This window comes from Odoribacter splanchnicus DSM 20712 (assembly GCF_000190535.1).
Taxonomy (GTDB): domain Bacteria; phylum Bacteroidota; class Bacteroidia; order Bacteroidales; family Marinifilaceae; genus Odoribacter; species Odoribacter splanchnicus.
This window is the reverse complement of sequence record NC_015160.1, coordinates 360,345-378,780: the sequence shown is the minus strand read 5'-3', so window position 1 is coordinate 378,780 and position 18,436 is coordinate 360,345. Positions and strand designations below refer to the sequence as shown.

Annotated in this window: 15 protein-coding genes and 1 pseudogene; 4 read left to right on the top strand and 12 right to left on the bottom strand. The window is 44.0% G+C overall.

Going from position 1 to position 18,436, the window contains the following annotated elements; translation table 11 throughout:
- Positions 1 to 65: 65 nt before the first annotated feature.
- From ODOSP_RS01550 to ODOSP_RS01495, 12 genes are all read right to left on the bottom strand, one after another.
- A complete protein-coding gene (locus ODOSP_RS01550; RefSeq protein ID WP_013610661.1) occupies positions 66 to 332 on the bottom strand; it encodes a DUF4369 domain-containing protein in 267 nt (88 codons plus the stop codon).
- Positions 333 to 360: 28 nt separating this feature from the next.
- Entirely contained in the window at positions 361 to 1,050 is a 690-nt protein-coding gene (locus tag ODOSP_RS01545; protein WP_013610660.1) for a fibrobacter succinogenes major paralogous domain-containing protein, read from the bottom strand.
- 14 nt (positions 1,051 to 1,064) lie between these two features.
- Positions 1,065 to 2,006, bottom strand: a complete 942-nt coding sequence (locus ODOSP_RS01540) for a hypothetical protein (protein WP_013610659.1) — start codon at positions 2,004 to 2,006, stop codon at positions 1,065 to 1,067.
- A 2-nt stretch (positions 2,007 to 2,008) separates the two neighbouring features.
- The gene (locus tag ODOSP_RS01535) at positions 2,009 to 3,607 is read right to left on the bottom strand and encodes a RagB/SusD family nutrient uptake outer membrane protein (RefSeq protein ID WP_013610658.1); all 1,599 of its coding nucleotides are present in this window, start codon (positions 3,605 to 3,607) and stop codon (positions 2,009 to 2,011) included.
- Positions 3,608 to 3,643: 36 nt separating this feature from the next.
- The gene (locus ODOSP_RS01530; RefSeq protein WP_013610657.1) at positions 3,644 to 7,258 is read right to left on the bottom strand and encodes a SusC/RagA family TonB-linked outer membrane protein; all 3,615 of its coding nucleotides are present in this window, start codon (positions 7,256 to 7,258) and stop codon (positions 3,644 to 3,646) included.
- Between the two features lie 99 nt (positions 7,259 to 7,357).
- The gene (locus ODOSP_RS18605; protein ID WP_013610656.1) at positions 7,358 to 8,512 is read right to left on the bottom strand and encodes a FecR family protein; all 1,155 of its coding nucleotides are present in this window, start codon (positions 8,510 to 8,512) and stop codon (positions 7,358 to 7,360) included.
- A 111-nt stretch (positions 8,513 to 8,623) separates the two neighbouring features.
- Entirely contained in the window at positions 8,624 to 9,187 is a 564-nt protein-coding gene (locus ODOSP_RS01520; RefSeq protein ID WP_013610655.1) for an RNA polymerase sigma factor, read from the bottom strand.
- 22 nt (positions 9,188 to 9,209) lie between these two features.
- Positions 9,210 to 10,184, bottom strand: coding sequence for a methionyl-tRNA formyltransferase (gene fmt, locus ODOSP_RS01515; protein WP_013610654.1), 975 nt, complete (start codon positions 10,182 to 10,184; stop codon positions 9,210 to 9,212).
- The gene (locus ODOSP_RS01510) at positions 10,171 to 11,634 is read right to left on the bottom strand and encodes an LptF/LptG family permease (RefSeq protein ID WP_013610653.1); all 1,464 of its coding nucleotides are present in this window, start codon (positions 11,632 to 11,634) and stop codon (positions 10,171 to 10,173) included. The genes fmt and ODOSP_RS01510 overlap by 14 nt, the downstream gene beginning before the upstream one ends.
- A gap of 104 nt (positions 11,635 to 11,738) precedes the next feature.
- The gene (locus tag ODOSP_RS01505; RefSeq protein ID WP_013610652.1) at positions 11,739 to 12,116 is read right to left on the bottom strand and encodes an START-like domain-containing protein; all 378 of its coding nucleotides are present in this window, start codon (positions 12,114 to 12,116) and stop codon (positions 11,739 to 11,741) included.
- Positions 12,117 to 12,207: 91 nt separating this feature from the next.
- Complete coding sequence (locus ODOSP_RS01500; protein WP_013610651.1) at positions 12,208 to 13,500, bottom strand: YihY/virulence factor BrkB family protein; 1,293 nt, start codon at positions 13,498 to 13,500, stop codon at positions 12,208 to 12,210.
- Between the two features lie 294 nt (positions 13,501 to 13,794).
- A complete protein-coding gene (locus ODOSP_RS01495) occupies positions 13,795 to 15,072 on the bottom strand; it encodes a cysteate synthase (protein ID WP_013610650.1) in 1,278 nt (425 codons plus the stop codon).
- Positions 15,073 to 15,401: 329 nt separating this feature from the next.
- Here ODOSP_RS01495 and dnaK point away from each other — a divergent pair, with 329 nt between their 5' ends.
- From dnaK to ODOSP_RS20075, 4 genes and pseudogenes are all read left to right on the top strand, one after another.
- Positions 15,402 to 17,321, top strand: a complete 1,920-nt coding sequence (dnaK, locus tag ODOSP_RS01490; protein ID WP_013610648.1) for a molecular chaperone DnaK — start codon at positions 15,402 to 15,404, stop codon at positions 17,319 to 17,321.
- Positions 17,322 to 17,633: 312 nt separating this feature from the next.
- Positions 17,634 to 17,969, top strand: a complete 336-nt coding sequence (locus tag ODOSP_RS20085; RefSeq protein ID WP_229039650.1) for a hypothetical protein — start codon at positions 17,634 to 17,636, stop codon at positions 17,967 to 17,969.
- A gap of 4 nt (positions 17,970 to 17,973) precedes the next feature.
- Positions 17,974 to 18,210, top strand: coding sequence for a PDDEXK nuclease domain-containing protein (locus ODOSP_RS20080; protein ID WP_231964161.1), 237 nt, complete (start codon positions 17,974 to 17,976; stop codon positions 18,208 to 18,210).
- A 66-nt stretch (positions 18,211 to 18,276) separates the two neighbouring features.
- A pseudogene (locus ODOSP_RS20075) lies at positions 18,277 to 18,433 on the top strand (helix-turn-helix domain-containing protein); the annotation flags it as partial.
- Positions 18,434 to 18,436 lie beyond the last annotated feature (3 nt).

The window sequence follows — 18,436 nt, the reverse complement described above, 5'->3', positions numbered from 1 at the left end:
ATCTACACAAAAAAATCTATGACAATAGGTAAACTAAGTGGTCAATGCGATTTTGGCCAAAAGGGTCAATCATATTGTAACCAAAGGGGACAATCCTGCGTGGCCAAAAGGGTCAAAGTCGCGTGGCTTTTCCACACTCTCCCCTTCAACTCAAAACGCTCATCTTTTACGATAGTTTCCGCTTTTGTAGAGCGTTTCCCTTCTTTCTCCATCAAAGTAACTTTCACGCCATCCGGCATGCCCGGAATGTAACCCCGGATGACAAATCCCTCCTTCTGCGCCCAAAGATTAAGGCTTATAAACAACGCTAAAATAAAAATTTTTATTCTCATGGCATTCAAATTTTAATCTCACTCTATGTCATTGGGCATTACGTACCAAACGCAAACTCAAATATTGCGCGTTGTTTTCTATACTCTGCCGATACACCTGATCGGATTCGTAATAAAGCTTACGATAGAAATAATATTCTCCGTTTTTTGATTCATCTTTGGTGCTCGTCCAATAGAATCCATACGCTCCCATAAAACGGTATCCCGGTGTCTGCATAATCATATATGGAGTATAATAACCGGCCAATTGAAAATTCAATCGGGTCCCTTCTTCCGCTTGCCGCATCAATGTACCTGTCCCGCCGCCTCGCCAATCCAATTCATCTGCGTTTGCCGCAGACATACCCAATGCTCGCTCCAACTGCTTGAAATCTTCATCGGTAGGAATGCGCCAACCTTCAGGTACAGCGTTTGGGGCATCGAGAAGGGTATAAAGGAAACCATACCTATCGGAATAGACATCCGAGGGATTAGTTTGTCCCGTGTTCCCGTAATCCACATAATACTTGCAATCGGACGTACGATAACGGCAGTTTTCCGTCATCCATTCCAAATTGCCTATACGCACATAATTATAGGTGTTGTCATCTCTTGTGTCCGTGAATGTCCCGGTCGATACTGGGCTAATAACCGGCAGTTCGTGTGAATCGTCATCGCTACAGGAGGCAACCAATCCTACCCATACGATACTTAACAATAATTTATTTATCCATTTCATTTTTTCCTCCTTCATTAATAAATGTAACCTAATTCTATTACCAGATCGCTCAATAATTGCGCGCGCTCAATAATTTTCGGATATTCCGCATAGTCCACCTTTATCTGTTCCATCGTAGAACTGAAAATCAGTTCGACATAGGCGTTGATGTCATCCGTCTTATCAGGATACTTTCCTAACAGTTGAATCACATAACTACCAATTTTAAGCACTCCGGCAACAAGGAAGCCCGCTTCTTTGCAATGATGTAGATTAAGAGTCATATCTTTTTGAGGGTTATCGGCGATACTAAACTTTCCTTCATGCAGATTGCCGCATGCAGTATAGAACTCTTCCAAAGCCGCTTCATTATCCATAAAGGAGCCCCCTAAATAAGAGATAAAGAACGACTCGGCCAACGCATTTTTTCCCTCCTCGGATAAGGTCAGGATGTCCCCGACGGCCAACGCGACGGCACGTTCACCGGAAACCGTGAGAGTAGAGGTCATCGATCCTCCCATCATAGCGTCCGGATATTGGATATCCGTTGACAAAAACCAGGAGAATGGTCTTATAGACGCGGACAAGTGAGGCAATACATACTCTTGCAAAAAGGAGGTCGCTTGCTTCTTCTCTTCCATGCTCTGCAACAGTTTGTAAGAATAGGTAAGGGACGAGTTCGTACTAGCGCCCACGGAATAGTTGACATCCAACAGTTCAATAAAATATTGCATATCACCATTGGAATCCTTTCCCAACTCTTCTCTTCGAAGCGTATCACTAAAGAGCAAATAACAGTTTTCCTGTTCGAAAAAAGTGCGCCGTAGCACAGATTCCTCATCCATCGCATCCGCGGCAGGGGCAAAGCAATCTATATTGGTATCCACCTCGGGTGTCAAAGTGTCTTCCTTGGCGCAAGCCGTCATTCCTGTTAGAAACAACACACTTATATAGAGGATGTTGTATCGTGTCTTCATAATCAATTGTCATTTGGGGTTATTACTGAAAATTCTCTTACAGGGCGTTCGTTGTTCGGCATACCCGTGTTAAAATCCAATACCTCTTGTGGGATCGGCAGAGTGTAGGCCGGATCGTTTGCTTTCAACACAAATAAATGGGCTTCTTCCATAGTCGTTTTGTCTGCATAATAAGTGTATTTATGAGTCAATTCTTTCGATTCCGGATAAAACTCACATACCCCATAGCGACGGAGGTCAAACCAACGAAATCCTTCCAATGCGAACTCTTTACGGCGCTCTTCGCGGATGTCCTTTACTAATTCTTCGCCAGAACCGATTACTTCATAGCTACTCCCCGAAACATACCTTTTGGCACGTAAAGCATTCAGCCATTTGCGAGCTTCATCCTCCTGTCCTAAGTATGCGGAAGCTTCGGCTTTGTTCAAATAAGCCTCGGCCGTACGGAAACAGAACTTGTCAGAAACAGGCGCTTTTTTTCCTCCCCAAGCCACATTGTAATATCTATTGTAATAGTCACTTTCTTCCGGATCTCCGTCATCCGTCATACCGGGACCCCGTACTAATTTTGTGCTACCGATGAACGTGTTTCTTTTCCACCACCATTGCGTCTTCCGTAAATCATCCTCCTCGTAAGCGTCGTATAATTCGTGAGAAACCCTGTAAGACTTATATTCATAATAGAAAAAGTTGGGAATATCATTATCTCCCATGGAGAAAATCATCTCTTCGGAATCTTCTGAAAGAAATCCGTCGTACGGTTGGCGGCTGTTCAAATCAACCAATGTGTTTTGTCTTACCAATACGGAATCCGCATAGTCTGCGGCCAATTGCCAATTCTGCATATACAGATGAACACGACTCTGCAATAAATTCACGGCTGTCAAGTCCGCCCGATAAATATTGCGGGCCTCTCCTGTTTCCGCCAAACAGGCTTCAGCGGTTTTCAGATCGGACAAAATCAGGCCATAGGTTTCCTGTACCGTATTACGACTGAATTTGATGTCGAGCACACTCTCTGTCGTTTTGAGGGGTACGGCAAGATCTTCTTTCGCGGTAGCAACGTCATACGGTTTACCATAGAGATTCACCAACCAAAAATAATAGGCGGCACGCAGAAAATGAGCTTCGCCCTTTACACGTTTTGCTCCCAATCGTTCATCGGCAGATACTTGAGGAACATCCTCAATACTGGAAATGACGTTATTCATGACATTAATCAAACGGTAGAGTTCCGTCCAGGTCCCGTTTTCAGTGATAAAACCGGTATAGGAATCGTTTTGTCCCACACGTTGTTGCCAGGTGTAGTATCCAAACAGATTACGTCTGAAATTGTCCGCACCAGAAGCAAAACCACCGCCCCAGGCACTGTAATAACTATTTTGTTCCTCGATTTCATCGGCTAAAAAATGGATAAAATACCCCATATTACTACCGCAACCATTCACGGGCAGATAACCATCCCCTGCCAATAATTCATCCAAATCCTCATAGGAAGAAACGTAGTACGTGTCTTGCGAATATTCTTTCAGGAAGTCGGAGCAGCCTATTGTCAAAAGGACGAGCAGACCGCCTAATCCTATATATTTCAAAGCTTTCATAATCTAATTATTTTAGTAAGATTTAGCGTATCGCTGTTAGAAATTCAGATTCAGACCAATGGTATAAGTCGGTGTATCCGAAAGTTGTATATCCGAGAATCCTCCTTGAGTCGGAGTCTGTCCGCGTAACTTACTGTTACAAAACGTGTACAAATTAGTAGCTCCCAAAGTTAACGCCAATCTTTCCAACTTCCAACGACTCAATATTCGCCGAGGAAATTCATAGGTCAGCGAAATACTGGAAATCTTCAAATAGTCAGCACTCACAACTCGTAAATCCGAGTAATCATACATCGTCCAGGCGTTATCCGCAATTTTCACCACATCCGAGGTGGAAGCGGAACTCCAATGATAACTGTAATAGTTGTAACCATTTGAAGCGGAACCCATGATGGCAGGAATATCCGTAGTCAGTTCATCTCCAGGCTTTTTCCATGCTTTCAACATATCCCGATTGATATTGGCTTCAGCGGAATAACCGTTTACAAAGTCTTCCATCATACGGAACAGGCGAGTACTACCACCGATACTGTAATTCAATGAAATTCCCAAACGCCATTGTTTGTAGTTAAAGGTGTTATTGATGCTACCCGTCATATCCGGATCACGTTGTCCAGAAGGTACCAATACTTTTGTATATACACTATATTTGTCCAAATCTACCAACTCAGATTTGCGGTCTTCCCAATCATCAAACATCGGACCTCCGTCCACAGGGCTTAACCCCATATATTTGTAAGAATAGAAAGTTCCTATCGGCATACCTTCTACCACAGCAGTACCGTTCAGAAAATCACTCAATTCATACGTTTCCTGTCCTGGCAAAGTACTCATGGTATTTGTCACCTTGGAGAGAGAACCGGAAAGAATCCAGTTGAAATCTTTCGTTTTTACCGGAGTCGCGGTTATACCGACATTCCAACCTCTGTTACGAAGCGTCCCGGAATTTACGACATAGGTATTGAAACCGTTAACATCCGAGATAGTTTTACTCATAAACGCATCAGAAGTCTTTTTGTAATAGTATTCAAAATTTATCATCAAGCTGTTTTTGAATACTGAAGCCATCGCTCCTAAGTTGTAAGATCGTGTCTTTTCCCATTTTAAATTCGGATTAGCGAAGCCACCGGAAGCCACAGTGGAAATCATCTCATCGCGATAGTCGCTGTAACTACCTTTCTTCAACACCAGCACAGGCGTTTGTCCGTCAAGCATGTTACCCTGCTCTCCGTATGAACCTTTCACGGAAAATGACTCCAACCACGAAAGTTGTAAACCGGAAACAGTCTTCAAGTCCACCAAACCGGAAACCGACCACACAGGTAACAATTTTTCGTTACTGCGTGAACCGAATTTGTTAGAACCGTCGTAACGGGTATTAGCGTTTAAGGTAAAGTAGTCCTTATAACCATAAGTAGCTGTCGCATAAGCTGATAATAGGTTTGTAAGATTATCCGTGATGGTCGGAACATTGCTTTGCACCCAACTGGAATAATACGTAGGAAAAGAAGACGGAGAGAGATCCGTGACAAAACTCTTTCCTCGATCATCGTAGTAACCGCGCTGTGTATGGGAGTAAGCATTGTAGCGGGAGGAATTTGCCTCTGCTCCGATAGAAACGTTCAAAAAATGATTCTCGTTTTCGTCCAAATACTTGTGAAAATCCGCCTGTAGACGGGCGGTATAGCTCTTCGTATTATAATTATTGGTCGCCAACTCGCCACCATAGGGGCACAAGCTACTTTCAGGTGCTTTTTCTCCGTAATCCGAACCACGTAAATCGGCAATATAATGGGTCTTTTCGCCCCAATGACCGTTCAAATTGGCAGAATTGACAGAACCTGATACAGTGGCGCTCAACTTTAACCATTCTGTCACCTCGTAATTCAAATTCACAGTAGCCGTAAAGTTACTGGTACTCTGTTTTTTATAACTATTGACCAATTCATTCAATATATTGAAATTTAAATAACTACCGTACCTATTATAGACACCATAAAAATGGTAAGAACCATCTTCGCTAAAAGCGGGAATAGCCCTACTGGTATTATAAGCATAATCTATAGGATTCACTTCATCCTGAGTGTATTTACGCTCGTTCAAATAACCGTTTAAATTGAATGAAAGCCTCCATCGGGAAGAGAGAGTCATATCCAATTTAGCCGCAGCTGTATAGCGTCGATTAGTTGTACGTCTGATAACATCGTCCTCGCTTGTATAACCCAACGAAGCGTAGTAACGGATATTATCCGAACCTCCAGAAACATTAATGGCATAATCTTTGGAAAACGAGTCTTTTGTCAGCAAGTCAAACCAATCGGTATTCATGGTCTGCAGGCGATCTACTTCTGTCTGAAACTGTTCCTTGGTCAAAGCTCCGCTGTAATACCGGCTCAACACATATTCATAGCCGGTCAAGGGCATATTGTTGGGGTAAATGTAGTGATTGGCTACCAATTGTTGTGAAAACTGTATACGTTCTTTGGAGTTCATCAAGTTGATTTTATCGTCTGTATAGCGAGGATGACGACGAAAAGTGCCCGTAACGGAGCAAGAAATCACCGGCTTACCCACATGCCCTCTTTTAGTCGTCACCACGATAACCCCATTGGCAGCACGTGTGCCATAAAGAGCGGTCGCTGCAGCGTCCTTTAACACATCCAAACGTTCAATATCCTGCGGGTTCAAACCGGAAATGGCATTACCGATACGGTTCACATAATCAGGGTCATTTAATACGTCAGGAGACAAGTTTACGGGATCATTCACGATGATACCGTCCACCACCCATAACGGCTCACGATTTCCGATAATAGTAGAAGTACCGCGTATACGCAAACGGGGAGTGGCATTGATTTCCCCACTGTTAGAGGTGACAACCATATCAGGAATTTTACCTTCCAACATCTGATTTAGGTTAGTAATACCAGGTTTTTGTATGTCATCCATTCTGACAGAGGTAACCGAACTCGTCAAATGGCGTCGGTCGATATTCAGATAACCGGTAACAACAACCTCGTCAATCTCGCTTACCTCAGCCTGCATGACAATATTCAGTTCCTTTTGACCGGTGTAGGCCACTTCTTGCGATTGCATACCGACAAAGGAAAAGACAAATGCCATCTCTTTTTCATCTATGAGCAACAAGGAAAATCTACCGTCGGCATCCGTCGAAGTTCCTAATATGGTACCTTTCACCCTAACTGTGACTCCCGGCAGAGGATTGCCTTTTTCATCCTTCACAACACCTTTGACACAGTCCGGGGCCGGACTCAGTACCGACGATTGCGGGCGTTCTTTCACCACAATGATGTCTTCATTAATAACCCACGTCAGACCGGTGGAAGCGAATACTTTATCCAACACTTCCGCCACGGTCGCGTTCTCGGCGTTCACGGACACCCGTCCCACACGTTCCCCTTGTTCCTTGCTCATCATAAACTGCAAGTTGGTCTGCTCACGGATTTGTTCCAGCACCTGCCGCAACGATACGTCCTGCAATTTCATGTTCACCCGTTCCCGTTGCGCCAACGTGGTAGCAGACAAACTGAAAGAGAACAGGCAAACCAGAATAATACACAATTTCATCATTTTTCCGATTTTTTGCCAGCGGTAATGATAAATACCGAGGCATTCTGATTTCTTTTTCATAAATTTGTAACTGAGATTAAACATGGCTACCGAACGGATGACAGCCGTCCCGTAGCAAACCTATCTTGATAAGGGAAGTGTGGGGACACTTCTCTTATTTTATTCCACCACAATCATACGGTCGCCGACCTGGAAAACAATCCCTGTGGATTCCGAAATGGCTCCGAGAATTTTCCGGATATTTTCATACCGTTTCAGATGGCCCGAAAACTGGATGTGCTTTTTCCCGGCCGACCGGTAGACTATCCTTACATCATACCAGCGTCCCAACTCTTCGAGAATCTCCTCCAAGGTGTCGTCGTTAAAGCAGAATTCCCCGTTTTTCCAGGCGGTGTACTTCCGGACATCCACCTCACGGAAAGTGATTTCCCCGCTATGATGGTCGCAAGCGGCCAACTGTCCCGGACGCATCCGCCGCTCTCCGGTACCCCCCTTTCCGGAAATACCGATTTCTCCCTCCACCAATACCGTTTCCGTTGCCCGGAGGCCATGGGTATTCACATTGAAAGCAGTGCCATACACCCGGATGCTCACCTCGTCCGTTTCCACATAAAACGGCCGCTCCGCATCTTTTGCCACTTCAAACCAGGCCTCGCCTTTCAGATGCACTTTCCTTTCCGCCGCCGCAAAAGCCACCGGGTAACGAAGTTCCGACCCGGCATTCAGATGCACGGCGGTACCGTCGGCAAGCAACAAACGGTATTCCCCGCCATTGGGTACGGACAAGGTATTGTAAAGCATGGGTTCCGGTTGCGATGCCACCGAGGCGGAATAGACTACTTTTCCCGAATCTATCCGGATGTTCCCGGCTGTTTCATGCAAGTCCCGTTGTCCCGATTTTTCCAAAACAATCCGTTCACCGCTGCTCAATTGCAGAAATGCCCGGCAGGCTTCCGGTTCCACCACAGTTTTCGCCATTTTCACGCTGTCTTCCGGTCTGTCCCGCTCCACCAGCAACCATACTACACTTAAGGCTATGAGCAGACTGGCCGCCACCGACAAGCGGATGATGCTTCTTTGCATGCTCTGCCGCCGCATATTCTTCCGGAACTTCCGGTAGCCCCGTACAGGTTCCCAACCGGCATACTGCCGGAATTCTCCTATCAGGTACTCATCATCCCCCACCTCCTCATACAACCGCCGCATACTCTCGTCCTCTAACAAACACGCCATCTCCGCCCGCTCATCTGCCGTGAGTCTTCCCGCATAGGATTTCCGAAATAAAGTCACCGTTTTTTCAACACTTTTATCCATTATTTTTTCATTTTTATACCTATTGTGCATAACAAATGAAAAAGGGTGACAAGAAAACTGATTTTTTTTGAAAAAGAAGGTATTTTATAAGGAGGGATATTATTTAAGTTTTCAAGACAAGAAAAACGCCAACCAGAACACGCTGGCGTCCCCTCTCATTTTCCCGCGCAATTGTTTAAAGCTACGCTTTTTATGGGTTTTTACCGTGTTGACGGATATGCCCAACTTTTCGGCAATTTCATTGACGGACAATCCATCTATGCTCAGCCGGATGACCTTACGCTGTTCGGACGGCAATTCATCAATATAAAGATACAATTGCCGGAGCAACTCTTCACGGACAGTCGCCATAAACATTTCATCGGATTCCGGATCGTTTTCCAGCATCAACCGGTTCAGATGCCTGGATTTACACTTTTCGCGGCGTAACCACATCATCGACCGATTATAAACAGCCCGGTAAAGGTAATTGGTCAGCTCGTCTATCTGAAGAAATTTTCGTTCTCCGTTCCAAACATACAACAAAATGTCCTGCACCAAATCTTCGGCAATGACCGGGTCCTGCACCAAACGCCCGGCATAAGAGCATAAAGCCGCGTAATAGCAGCCGAAAACTTCCTGCCAAAGTTCCTCCTTCTTCTCGTTTACCGCTTCCAATATCCGACTTGCATCCATATTTCCGGCACTATCGTTCGCTTTACCACACTAACCGATAGTCTTCCAACCGGAATCCCCTCAGAAAGTCCTCCGTCCGCATTCTTTTTTTTCCTGACAACTGCAACTCCAGCACACGAACGATACCTCCCTCCACATATACATCAAAAAAGGTTTTTCCATCGGTACGGACTTCCCCCGCGGGCAGATTATGGCTCTGCCGTATCCTGGCGGCTTTAAATATTTTAAGTGTCAACACTCCGCCATCCTTCCCGACAGCCTGTAATTCCGTCCATGCCCCGGGAAAAGGCGACAAGCCCCGGATATGGTTACAGATGGTTTCCAGTTTCCCGTTCCAACGGATTTTCATGTCTTCTTTGAATATCTTCGGAGCGAGTACCGCTTCGCGCCCCCGCAGCAATCCACACTGGTCGGTCAACGGATAGTCCCCTGCCTCCATCGCCTGCACGGTTTTCAGCAACAAGTCCGCCCCTTTCTCCATCAGTTCGTCATGCAATTCTCCAGCGGTCATCTCCTCGCCGATTTCCACCTTTTCCTGAAAAATAATATTGCCGGTATCTATCTCCTGCTTTAAAAGGAAAGTCGTCACCCCGGAGCAGGTTTCCCCATTCATTACGGCCCGGTTTATCGGTGCCGCTCCCCGGTAATCCGGCAGCAGAGAAGCATGCAGATTCACCGTCCCTAAGGGAGGCATATTCCAAACCACTTCGGGCAACATCTTAAATGCCACAACTAATTGCAAATCGGCTTTTAGCTCTGCCAGCGCCTGTAAAAAATCGGGATCCCTGAATTTCTCGGGTTGCAGAATCTTCAGGCCGATTTCCCGGGCGTATTTTTTAACTGCGGATTCCTGAAGCTGTTGTCCTCTACCGGCCGGTTTATCAGGATTAGTAACGACTCCGACAACCTGAAATCCAGCCTTTATAATTCTTTTCAAGGGCAGGACAGCAAAATCGGGAGTACCCATATAGACGATACGCAACTTATGACTTGGCATTTTTCTTCTTTTTTATAAAGGCAATCAATTTCTTAAAGACTCTTGTGTAAGCTTCTGTATTCATCATCTCGGAATCGGTCACGGATTTATAAGTCAGTATAATTCCCAAAGGCAACAGAATAAAGGCAGAAATCCACATCCCGGCAGCCGGAGAGATAACAGCCTCCCTGGCCGACCTTTCTCCCATCATCGAAATAATATAATAGATGATAAACAAAAGCACGGAAACCACCACCGGCATTCCTAATCCCCCTTTCCGGATAATAGCCCCCAGGGGAGCACCGATAAAGAAAAAAATAAAGCAGGCAAAAGATAAGGTGAATTTACGATGCCATTCCAATTGACTCTTTATTACATTCTCTTGCTGAGCCACATAATAATGAAGATCGTCCTGGTTCCGTTGTTTTACCTCTCTGGCATATTGCAGGGCATTATCGACCGCCCGACGTTGTTCTTCAATATCAAAAGCAGTAAAAAGGCTGTCGGGATCACTGAACTTTCCCCGGCTTTGATCGGCCAGTATACTATCCCGTTGCGGACTGGGACTTTTGCTTCTTTGATAATTATTCGCCAATAATTTCTTCGTATCTCCTGCTTTTCTCACTTTCAATGCAGCTCGTGCCGAATCGATCGAATGACTCAATTGTTTGAGATTCAGCATCATCGAATAAGAACGAAATCCGTCTTCGTCGCTTCGTTTCAGGTCAGTTCCCGGCAATTCGATCAATACGGTTTCCTTATCGAACTTTAATCTTCTGAAAGGAAATGTTTTACGGGAACTGGGATTCTTCATTCCCTCATCTGTATAAGAATGGCCATTATACAAGACCAGTTCCATCAGATTACTTTTTGCATCACTGATCATCATCCCGGAATCGGCTTTGGTAACATCATAATTCCCGGAACCGTCCTTATGTTCGTATATCAGCATGTTATACATCATGCCGGTTTCTTTATTGATCTTATCGATTTTAATACTATATCCTTCCAAATCGTTCGTAAAGATCCCTTCTTTAAACGACATCTCCGGTTTTTGTTTCCGGATATCGTAAAGCAGGCTATAAAATTTAAGGTTCGCCACCGGAAGGATATTGTTCGAAAAGACAAAAGCGAATACTGTGAGGCATATAATCAGGATAATCAAAGGTTTCATAATCCGGTAGAGAGAAATACCTGCTGATTTTAAGGCGATCAACTCATAATTTTCTCCCAAACTTCCGAAGGTCATGATCGATGAAAGCAATACTGCCAACGGCAATGCCATGGGTACCAAAGTGGTCGCCACATAAATCAATAACTCGGCAATTACCGTAAACTCTAATCCTTTTCCTACGATTTCGTCTATCATACGCCAAAGAAACTGCATAATCAAGACGAACATACTGATGAAAAAAGTAGCTACAAAAGGCCCGATAAAGCTTTTGAGCATAAATATATGTAGTTTCTTCATTTGCCAATAAGTAACCTGTACATTATCAAAATCTTCAAAACAGGTACAAAGGTACGTTTTTTTGTTTACAATACTCTCTCTCTGGTCATCAAAAACCGTATAGATCAGGCCCCCAGGTTCCGGTGCAGGATATCCATTTGTTTATTCCATAACTCTATCGTATCGTTGACTTCGTCTTCATCGGCAAAATCGGTAATAATCAGCGCTACATCTCCGGTCAAGGGCTCCACATGTATATTAAATTCAAAATATTCATCTTCCTCTTCTGCATCATCCCACCGAAACCTCACCACGGCATTACTTTTCAATTCTACGAGCGTAGCCGGCTGCTCACTACCATTCCATATAAAAATAAACTGATTACCTTTTTGGAATACGTCATCTGCAAACCATTCCGATAAACCGGCAGGGGTACTTAAACGAGAAAACAAGACTTTTACAGAAGACGAAAAAATGTACTCTAACTCTATCTTTCTTCTCATATTTCTAAATTTTGAGCCAAATTACTCAAAAAAAATATAAGTACCAAACAGACCGAAAAAAATAGCATTCGCTCAGGAGAGCAAATCAGGCTCAAGCAAAGGTATCCTGACCGAATTCCTGTCTGACTGCCCCAACCAATCTGACTTTCCATTCTTCACCTTTATTCTGATCCAAATGAGATAAGCGATTAATAATATCCGCCACAGAAAGACGATGAAAATCCACTGCCGGGAAATAAGAAACATCATCGTCTTCTTTTACTTCGACCAGGATTTTATGATCTACCAATTCCTGTAGGATTACTCTGACTTTACTGGAACTCATTCGGAGTCTTTTACAAACCATAGCCAGCGTAGGACTTCCTTGTCCATGAATATACAAATCGGAAATATATCGCAACATCCGCAACGTCACTTCAACGTTATCCACCCATTTATTATCCGCATTCATTGCATTCCGGTACAAGAAATGGCGGTTGCGCATAATATAACACAGCTCCGTTCCCCACAAAACGATACTCCAACTCAACTGTAACCACACCAATAAAAGAGGCAAAGCGGCCAATCCACCATAAATCGCATTATACGAGCTCACACCGATCTGGAAACGCAAATAGAACCATTGTACAATTTGAAAAACAGTACCGGCAACAATACCGGCCACCAAAGCATATTTGAATTTCACAGGTGTAGTGGGCATGAACATATAAAGAAATACGAAAAGAAACCATACCAAGATATAGGGTATCAAAGTCAGAATAGCTTTCAAAGCAGCACTGGCATAACTCAATAATCCTTCGTCCATGGCATATTCCTGCAAATTAGCCATCATAAAAACATTCATACTACTGATCAATACGACCAGGATCGGAGCGATAAACAGAATCGACATGTAATCGGTAAATTTTTTTACCAGACTCCGTCCCTTCTTCACCCCCCAAATCCGGTTCATAGCCAGTTCGGTACTGGAAAGCATCCGGATAACCGACCAGAGGAGTAAAACAATACCAAAACCTGCAATCACACCTCCCTGCGTATTATCCAAGGCTTTATTCGCAATATTCATCACCCATTGCATCACATCGGGATTGGTATAAGATTGCTCTTTGAGCCAATCTTCGAATGCCTTTGCAGCACCGAATCCACGGGCGATAGCTAAAATCAGGGCAACGACAGGAATAAAAGAAAGCGTAGAATAAAATGTTAAAGCAGAAGCTGAGATCATCGAAGCATCTTTAATAAAACGATCGATCGAGACAATGACAACAGCCACTGTTTTCAAAACAAGATCGGAAAGAAAAGTGGAAATCCGCCAATCCCGGCGCAAAACCGAGTAATAAAAATCCAAATACAAAAATCGTTTCAGATTATTCCTGTGTTTCATGACCTATGTATGATTTATGCAGCAAAGATAAAACAAAATTCAATACCTGTAGTGTACAATAACGAGGTTACAAAGTTGGCCAGAAAAAAGATCGACATTTAAATCATTACAGAGGTTCGAAAAGTTACAGCAGTTAGACTTAACCTCTAAAACCACAGTAACTCTCCGAACCTCTGCAACTAAAAAGAAGCCCCACAGGTGCCAGGGCACTTTACGGACTTTATAAACCTATTCCATTCTACCACGATCCTGTTTAAGGGAAAAAACTTTAATCGGTTTTCTCCTCCGGCAGGATCAAATAAACAATTCCATCACAGTTTCTTTAATTGTATCGGGATCTGTATCGAGTGCAAAGACACAATCGGGCTGTTTATAAACCACTTTATTTTCTTTTTTAAATTTTGCGATACCTCCGCCTGTAATATTCAGCATAATCACAGCATCGGTTTCGACAGCTCCGGTACGAATGGCTTGCTTCAGGGAAGCCACTGCAACTCCTGCGGCCGGTTCGATATCGATCCCTTCAGTGCGTTCGAACAAGACCATACCTTCCATCGCCTCTTCATTCGATATGGCAAACATATCTCCGCCGGTTTCGGTAAGCGCGTCGAACAATCCTCCTTTCAACGAATAAGGAGGTTTACGGTTAGAAAGTACTTTAGCACATATTTCTTCTGCCTGCTTACGGGCAACCGTATCGTCAACCGGCAAAAGAGCCCGCGATCCGGCCTTCCAGGCATCATACATCGGAGTAAACGGAATATTTTGTGACACCATCAATTTCATCAGGTTATTTCCGTAACGACCATCTACGATAAACCGTTTGTTTGCCTCCCAGGCAGCGATCGCCCCTGTTCCGCTTCCGACAGCCTGAAAATAATAATCCGGAATCCGTCCGATCGTGGTAACGGCAGAAAGTACTGTCGTCCCCATTCCATCGCGCCGGGCAACGTTTTTCGCTCCTCCTTCCGGATAAAACTTATCTAATTCACAAATAATATTCGACAGGTAAATAGCATCGAAATAATCGCTTCCTCTTTCGGTAGCGACCAATTTCACACAAGGATTCAACGGTTTAGCCGACCACATGGCATCGATACAATCCTGCGGAATACATAGTAACAAAGGAATATTATTTTCGGAACAAACCCGTGCAAAAGCCCGAGCGGTATTACCGGCCGAAGCCACCACCATCACTTTATCGTTCAAGTCATTGATCCGGGCACAAACCGCATAAGCCTCACATTCCTTGAAAGCCCCTGTCTTCATCAGAGCCCCCTTTTCAGGCCAATACCCGTTAAAAGTGATATACAAATCCGACAATCCCAATTCGCCGGCCAGCCCTTCACTTTTGTATGTGACAGGCGCTCCGGAACCGTCCAGTGTCCGACAAACAGGTAACCAATCGGAATATTTATACAATCCCGGAAGATTTTCTTTCACCTCCAGTTGTTTCTTTGCATAGTTGGCAAAAATCAAAGCTGCGCCATCCCGATTCGGGCAATCCAACTCCCATTTTTCATCTGCGAACTTTGTCCCACAACATCGGGATTCAAGTACATAATCAGTCATTTCTAGTGTCTTCACTTTATTACTATTTACAACTTACAAAAATAAGTTATTTCTAATAGCCGAAGTTGGGTATAAATACTACTTTTTTGTTTATGTAACAGATTTACCGGACCGGCAACTGCCGTTCTGACAGTTTTTCCTGCCATACCCCTTCACCATTTTTATAAAAAAACCGCCATTTTTACAAAAATAATCCGGAGAAAAGCACTGGCATGCCATTTGATAAAAAATAAATGTGTTTGAATCAAAACCTCAGACACACCGAAAACGAATAATAGGTAAAAACGAATAGTAAGTAAGTAAGTAAGTAAATAAAATACATTAACATTATGGGAAAGATTATAGGAATTGACTTAGGAACTACCAACTCATGCGTTGCTGTAATGGAAGGTAACGAACCGGTAGTAATACCAAACAGTGAAGGTCGGCGTACTACCCCTTCAATTGTAGCTTTTGTAGACAACGGCGAACGGAAAGTAGGTGATCCGGCCAAACGTCAGGCTATCACCAATCCGAAAAAAACGATATACTCGATCAAACGTTTCATGGGTGAAAGTTTCGATCAGGTACAGAACGAAATCAAACGAGTAGCTTATGAAGTGGTGAGAGGTGACAACAATACTCCCCGGGTAGTGATCGACAATCGTCAGTATTCCCCACAGGAAATTTCTGCCATGATTTTGCAGAAAATGAAGAAAACGGCAGAAGATTATCTGGGTCAGGAAGTATCTGAAGCAGTCATCACCGTTCCGGCTTATTTCAACGATGCACAGCGCCAGGCAACGAAAGAAGCAGGAGAAATTGCAGGTTTGACTGTAAAACGTATCATCAATGAACCGACAGCTGCCGCTTTGGCATATGGTTTGGATAAAAAGTCCCAGGATCAGAAAATCGCAGTATTCGACCTCGGGGGTGGAACATTCGATATCTCTATTCTGGAATTGGGTGACGGGGTATTCGAAGTAAAATCGACTAATGGAGATACCCATTTAGGTGGGGATGATTTCGACGATAAGATCATCAACTGGCTGGCTGACGAATTCCAGAAAGACGAAGGGGTAGACATCCGTAAAGACCCGATGGCTCACCAACGGTTGAAAGAAGCTGCTGAAAAGGCAAAAATCGAATTGTCCAGTTCAACTTCTACAGAAATCAATCTGCCGTACATATTCCCGGTCAACGGAATTCCAAAGCATCTGGTACGTACGCTGACCCGTGCTCAGTTCGAACAATTATGCGACAGTCTGATCCAGGCAACGATCGAACCCTGTCGGAAAGCCCTGCAAGATGCCAACATGAAAGCTTCCGATATCGACGAAGTGATTCTGGTTGGTGGTTCAACCCGTATCCCTGCCGTTCAGCAGAAAGTACAGGAATTCTTCGGAAAAGCTCCTTCGAAAGGTGTTAACCCGGACGAAGTAGTAGCGGTAGGGGCAGCTATCCAGGGAGGTGTACTGACCGGAGAAGTAAAAGACGTCTTGTTGCTGGACGTTACTCCGCTGTCATTGGGAATCGAAACACTGGGCGGTGTAATGACCAAACTGATCGAAGCCAACACGACCATCCCGACTAAAAAATCGGAAGTATTCTCTACGGCAGCTGACAACCAGCCTTCTGTAGAAATCCATATCTTACAGGGTGAACGTCCGATGGCCCGCGACAATAAAACGATCGGCCGCTTCCATTTGGACAGCATTCCGCCAGCACCGCGTGGAGTACCTCAGATCGAAGTCACTTTCGATATCGACGCCAACGGTATCCTGAATGTTTCAGCCAAAGATAAAGCCACCGGTAAAGAGCAATCTATCCGGATCGAAGCTTCTTCCGGTCTGTCCGATGCCGAAATCAAACGGATGAAAGACGAAGCAGCTGCTAATGCAGCCTCCGACCAGCAAGAAAAAGAAAAGGTCGATACGATCAATAAAGCAGACTCTATGATCTTCCAGACCGAAAAACAACTGAAAGAGTTCGGAGACAAATTGCCGGCCGACAAGAAGGCGCCGATCGAATCTGCTCTGCAAGAACTGAAAGAAGCTCATAAAGCTCAGGATGTCGCCCGCATCAACAGCGCCATCGACAAACTGAACAGTGTCTTTCAGGCTGCTTCACAGGAAATGTACAACGCTCAGGCTCAACAACAGCAGGGCGGTGCACAGCAAGGTCCTCAGGGTAACCCGAATGCCGGTCAGCCGAACAATGGCGGAAAAGACCAGGAAGTCACCGACGTAGACTTTGAAGAAGTGAAGTAAGATAGCAACTATCTGAAACGATAAATAAGAAAAGGAGTGTAAAATAATTGCACTCCTTTTTATTTTACTAATATTGCTCAATCTTTCGTTATTTACTGATTTTTAACGTATACCATGGGGAACGTCTACTAATTTGAGATATGAAATTCAGACAATCATGTTCCAGGAACCAGCGGAGTTGCAAGGCGCACTTAAATTTTATCTTGAGCAAGATTACATGTGTAAACTGTATTTAACTTTTCCAAAAAGTGAGACGCTATCTCACTAGTTGACGTGAGCCATTACTTTGAATTACTCAAGTGTAATGATCCTATGGAGTTGCAGTTCTATATAAAGGAGGATATCAAAGAATGTTGGAAGGTCAAAGCACTGAAACGCCAGATCAACTCGTCACTATTCCAGAGACTTGCGCTCAGCACAGACAAAGAAGGTGTACTTGCTCCTGCCAATGAGGGGTATGAGGTACTAACTCCAGCCAACATTATTCATGCCCCGTACGTTCTTGAATTTGTAGAAATACCTCAACAGAAGCGTTACAAAGAGACGGAACTAGAAAAAGCTTTGAAGATCAACATGGAGCAATTCCTATTGGAATTAGGCAGATGCCTTTATTGGCGTACCAATTGGTGCCAGACATTTCAAAGTTAATTTAGTGTTCTATCACGCAATTCTAAAGTGCTATGTCTTGATTGATTTGAAACGTGCAAAAATTAAACATGGTGATATAGGTCAGATGAATCTCTACCTAAATTACTCTAAGAACGAAATCTGTCAACCAGACGATAATTCACCGGTTGGTATTGTTTTGGGGACGAAGAAAGATGAGCCATTGATGGAATATGCCCTTCAAGGTATAGACAACCAACTTTTTGCGGCACGCTATCAGTAACGTCTTCCTAATCGAGAGGAACTTCAAGCTCAATTAAATTTACTTGATAATACAAAAGAAATAAATATATTATCCAGAAATAAAATTAGAGAGTTGAGGGACGAACAAGGGTTGTTGCAACGTCAACAATCTGTAGTTTTAGAGATAAATACCCCAATGTTCAGTAAAATAGAGGCATGGTAATAGGCTTGCCAAACGTGAACAAGTAATAAAACTTGCAGAATTA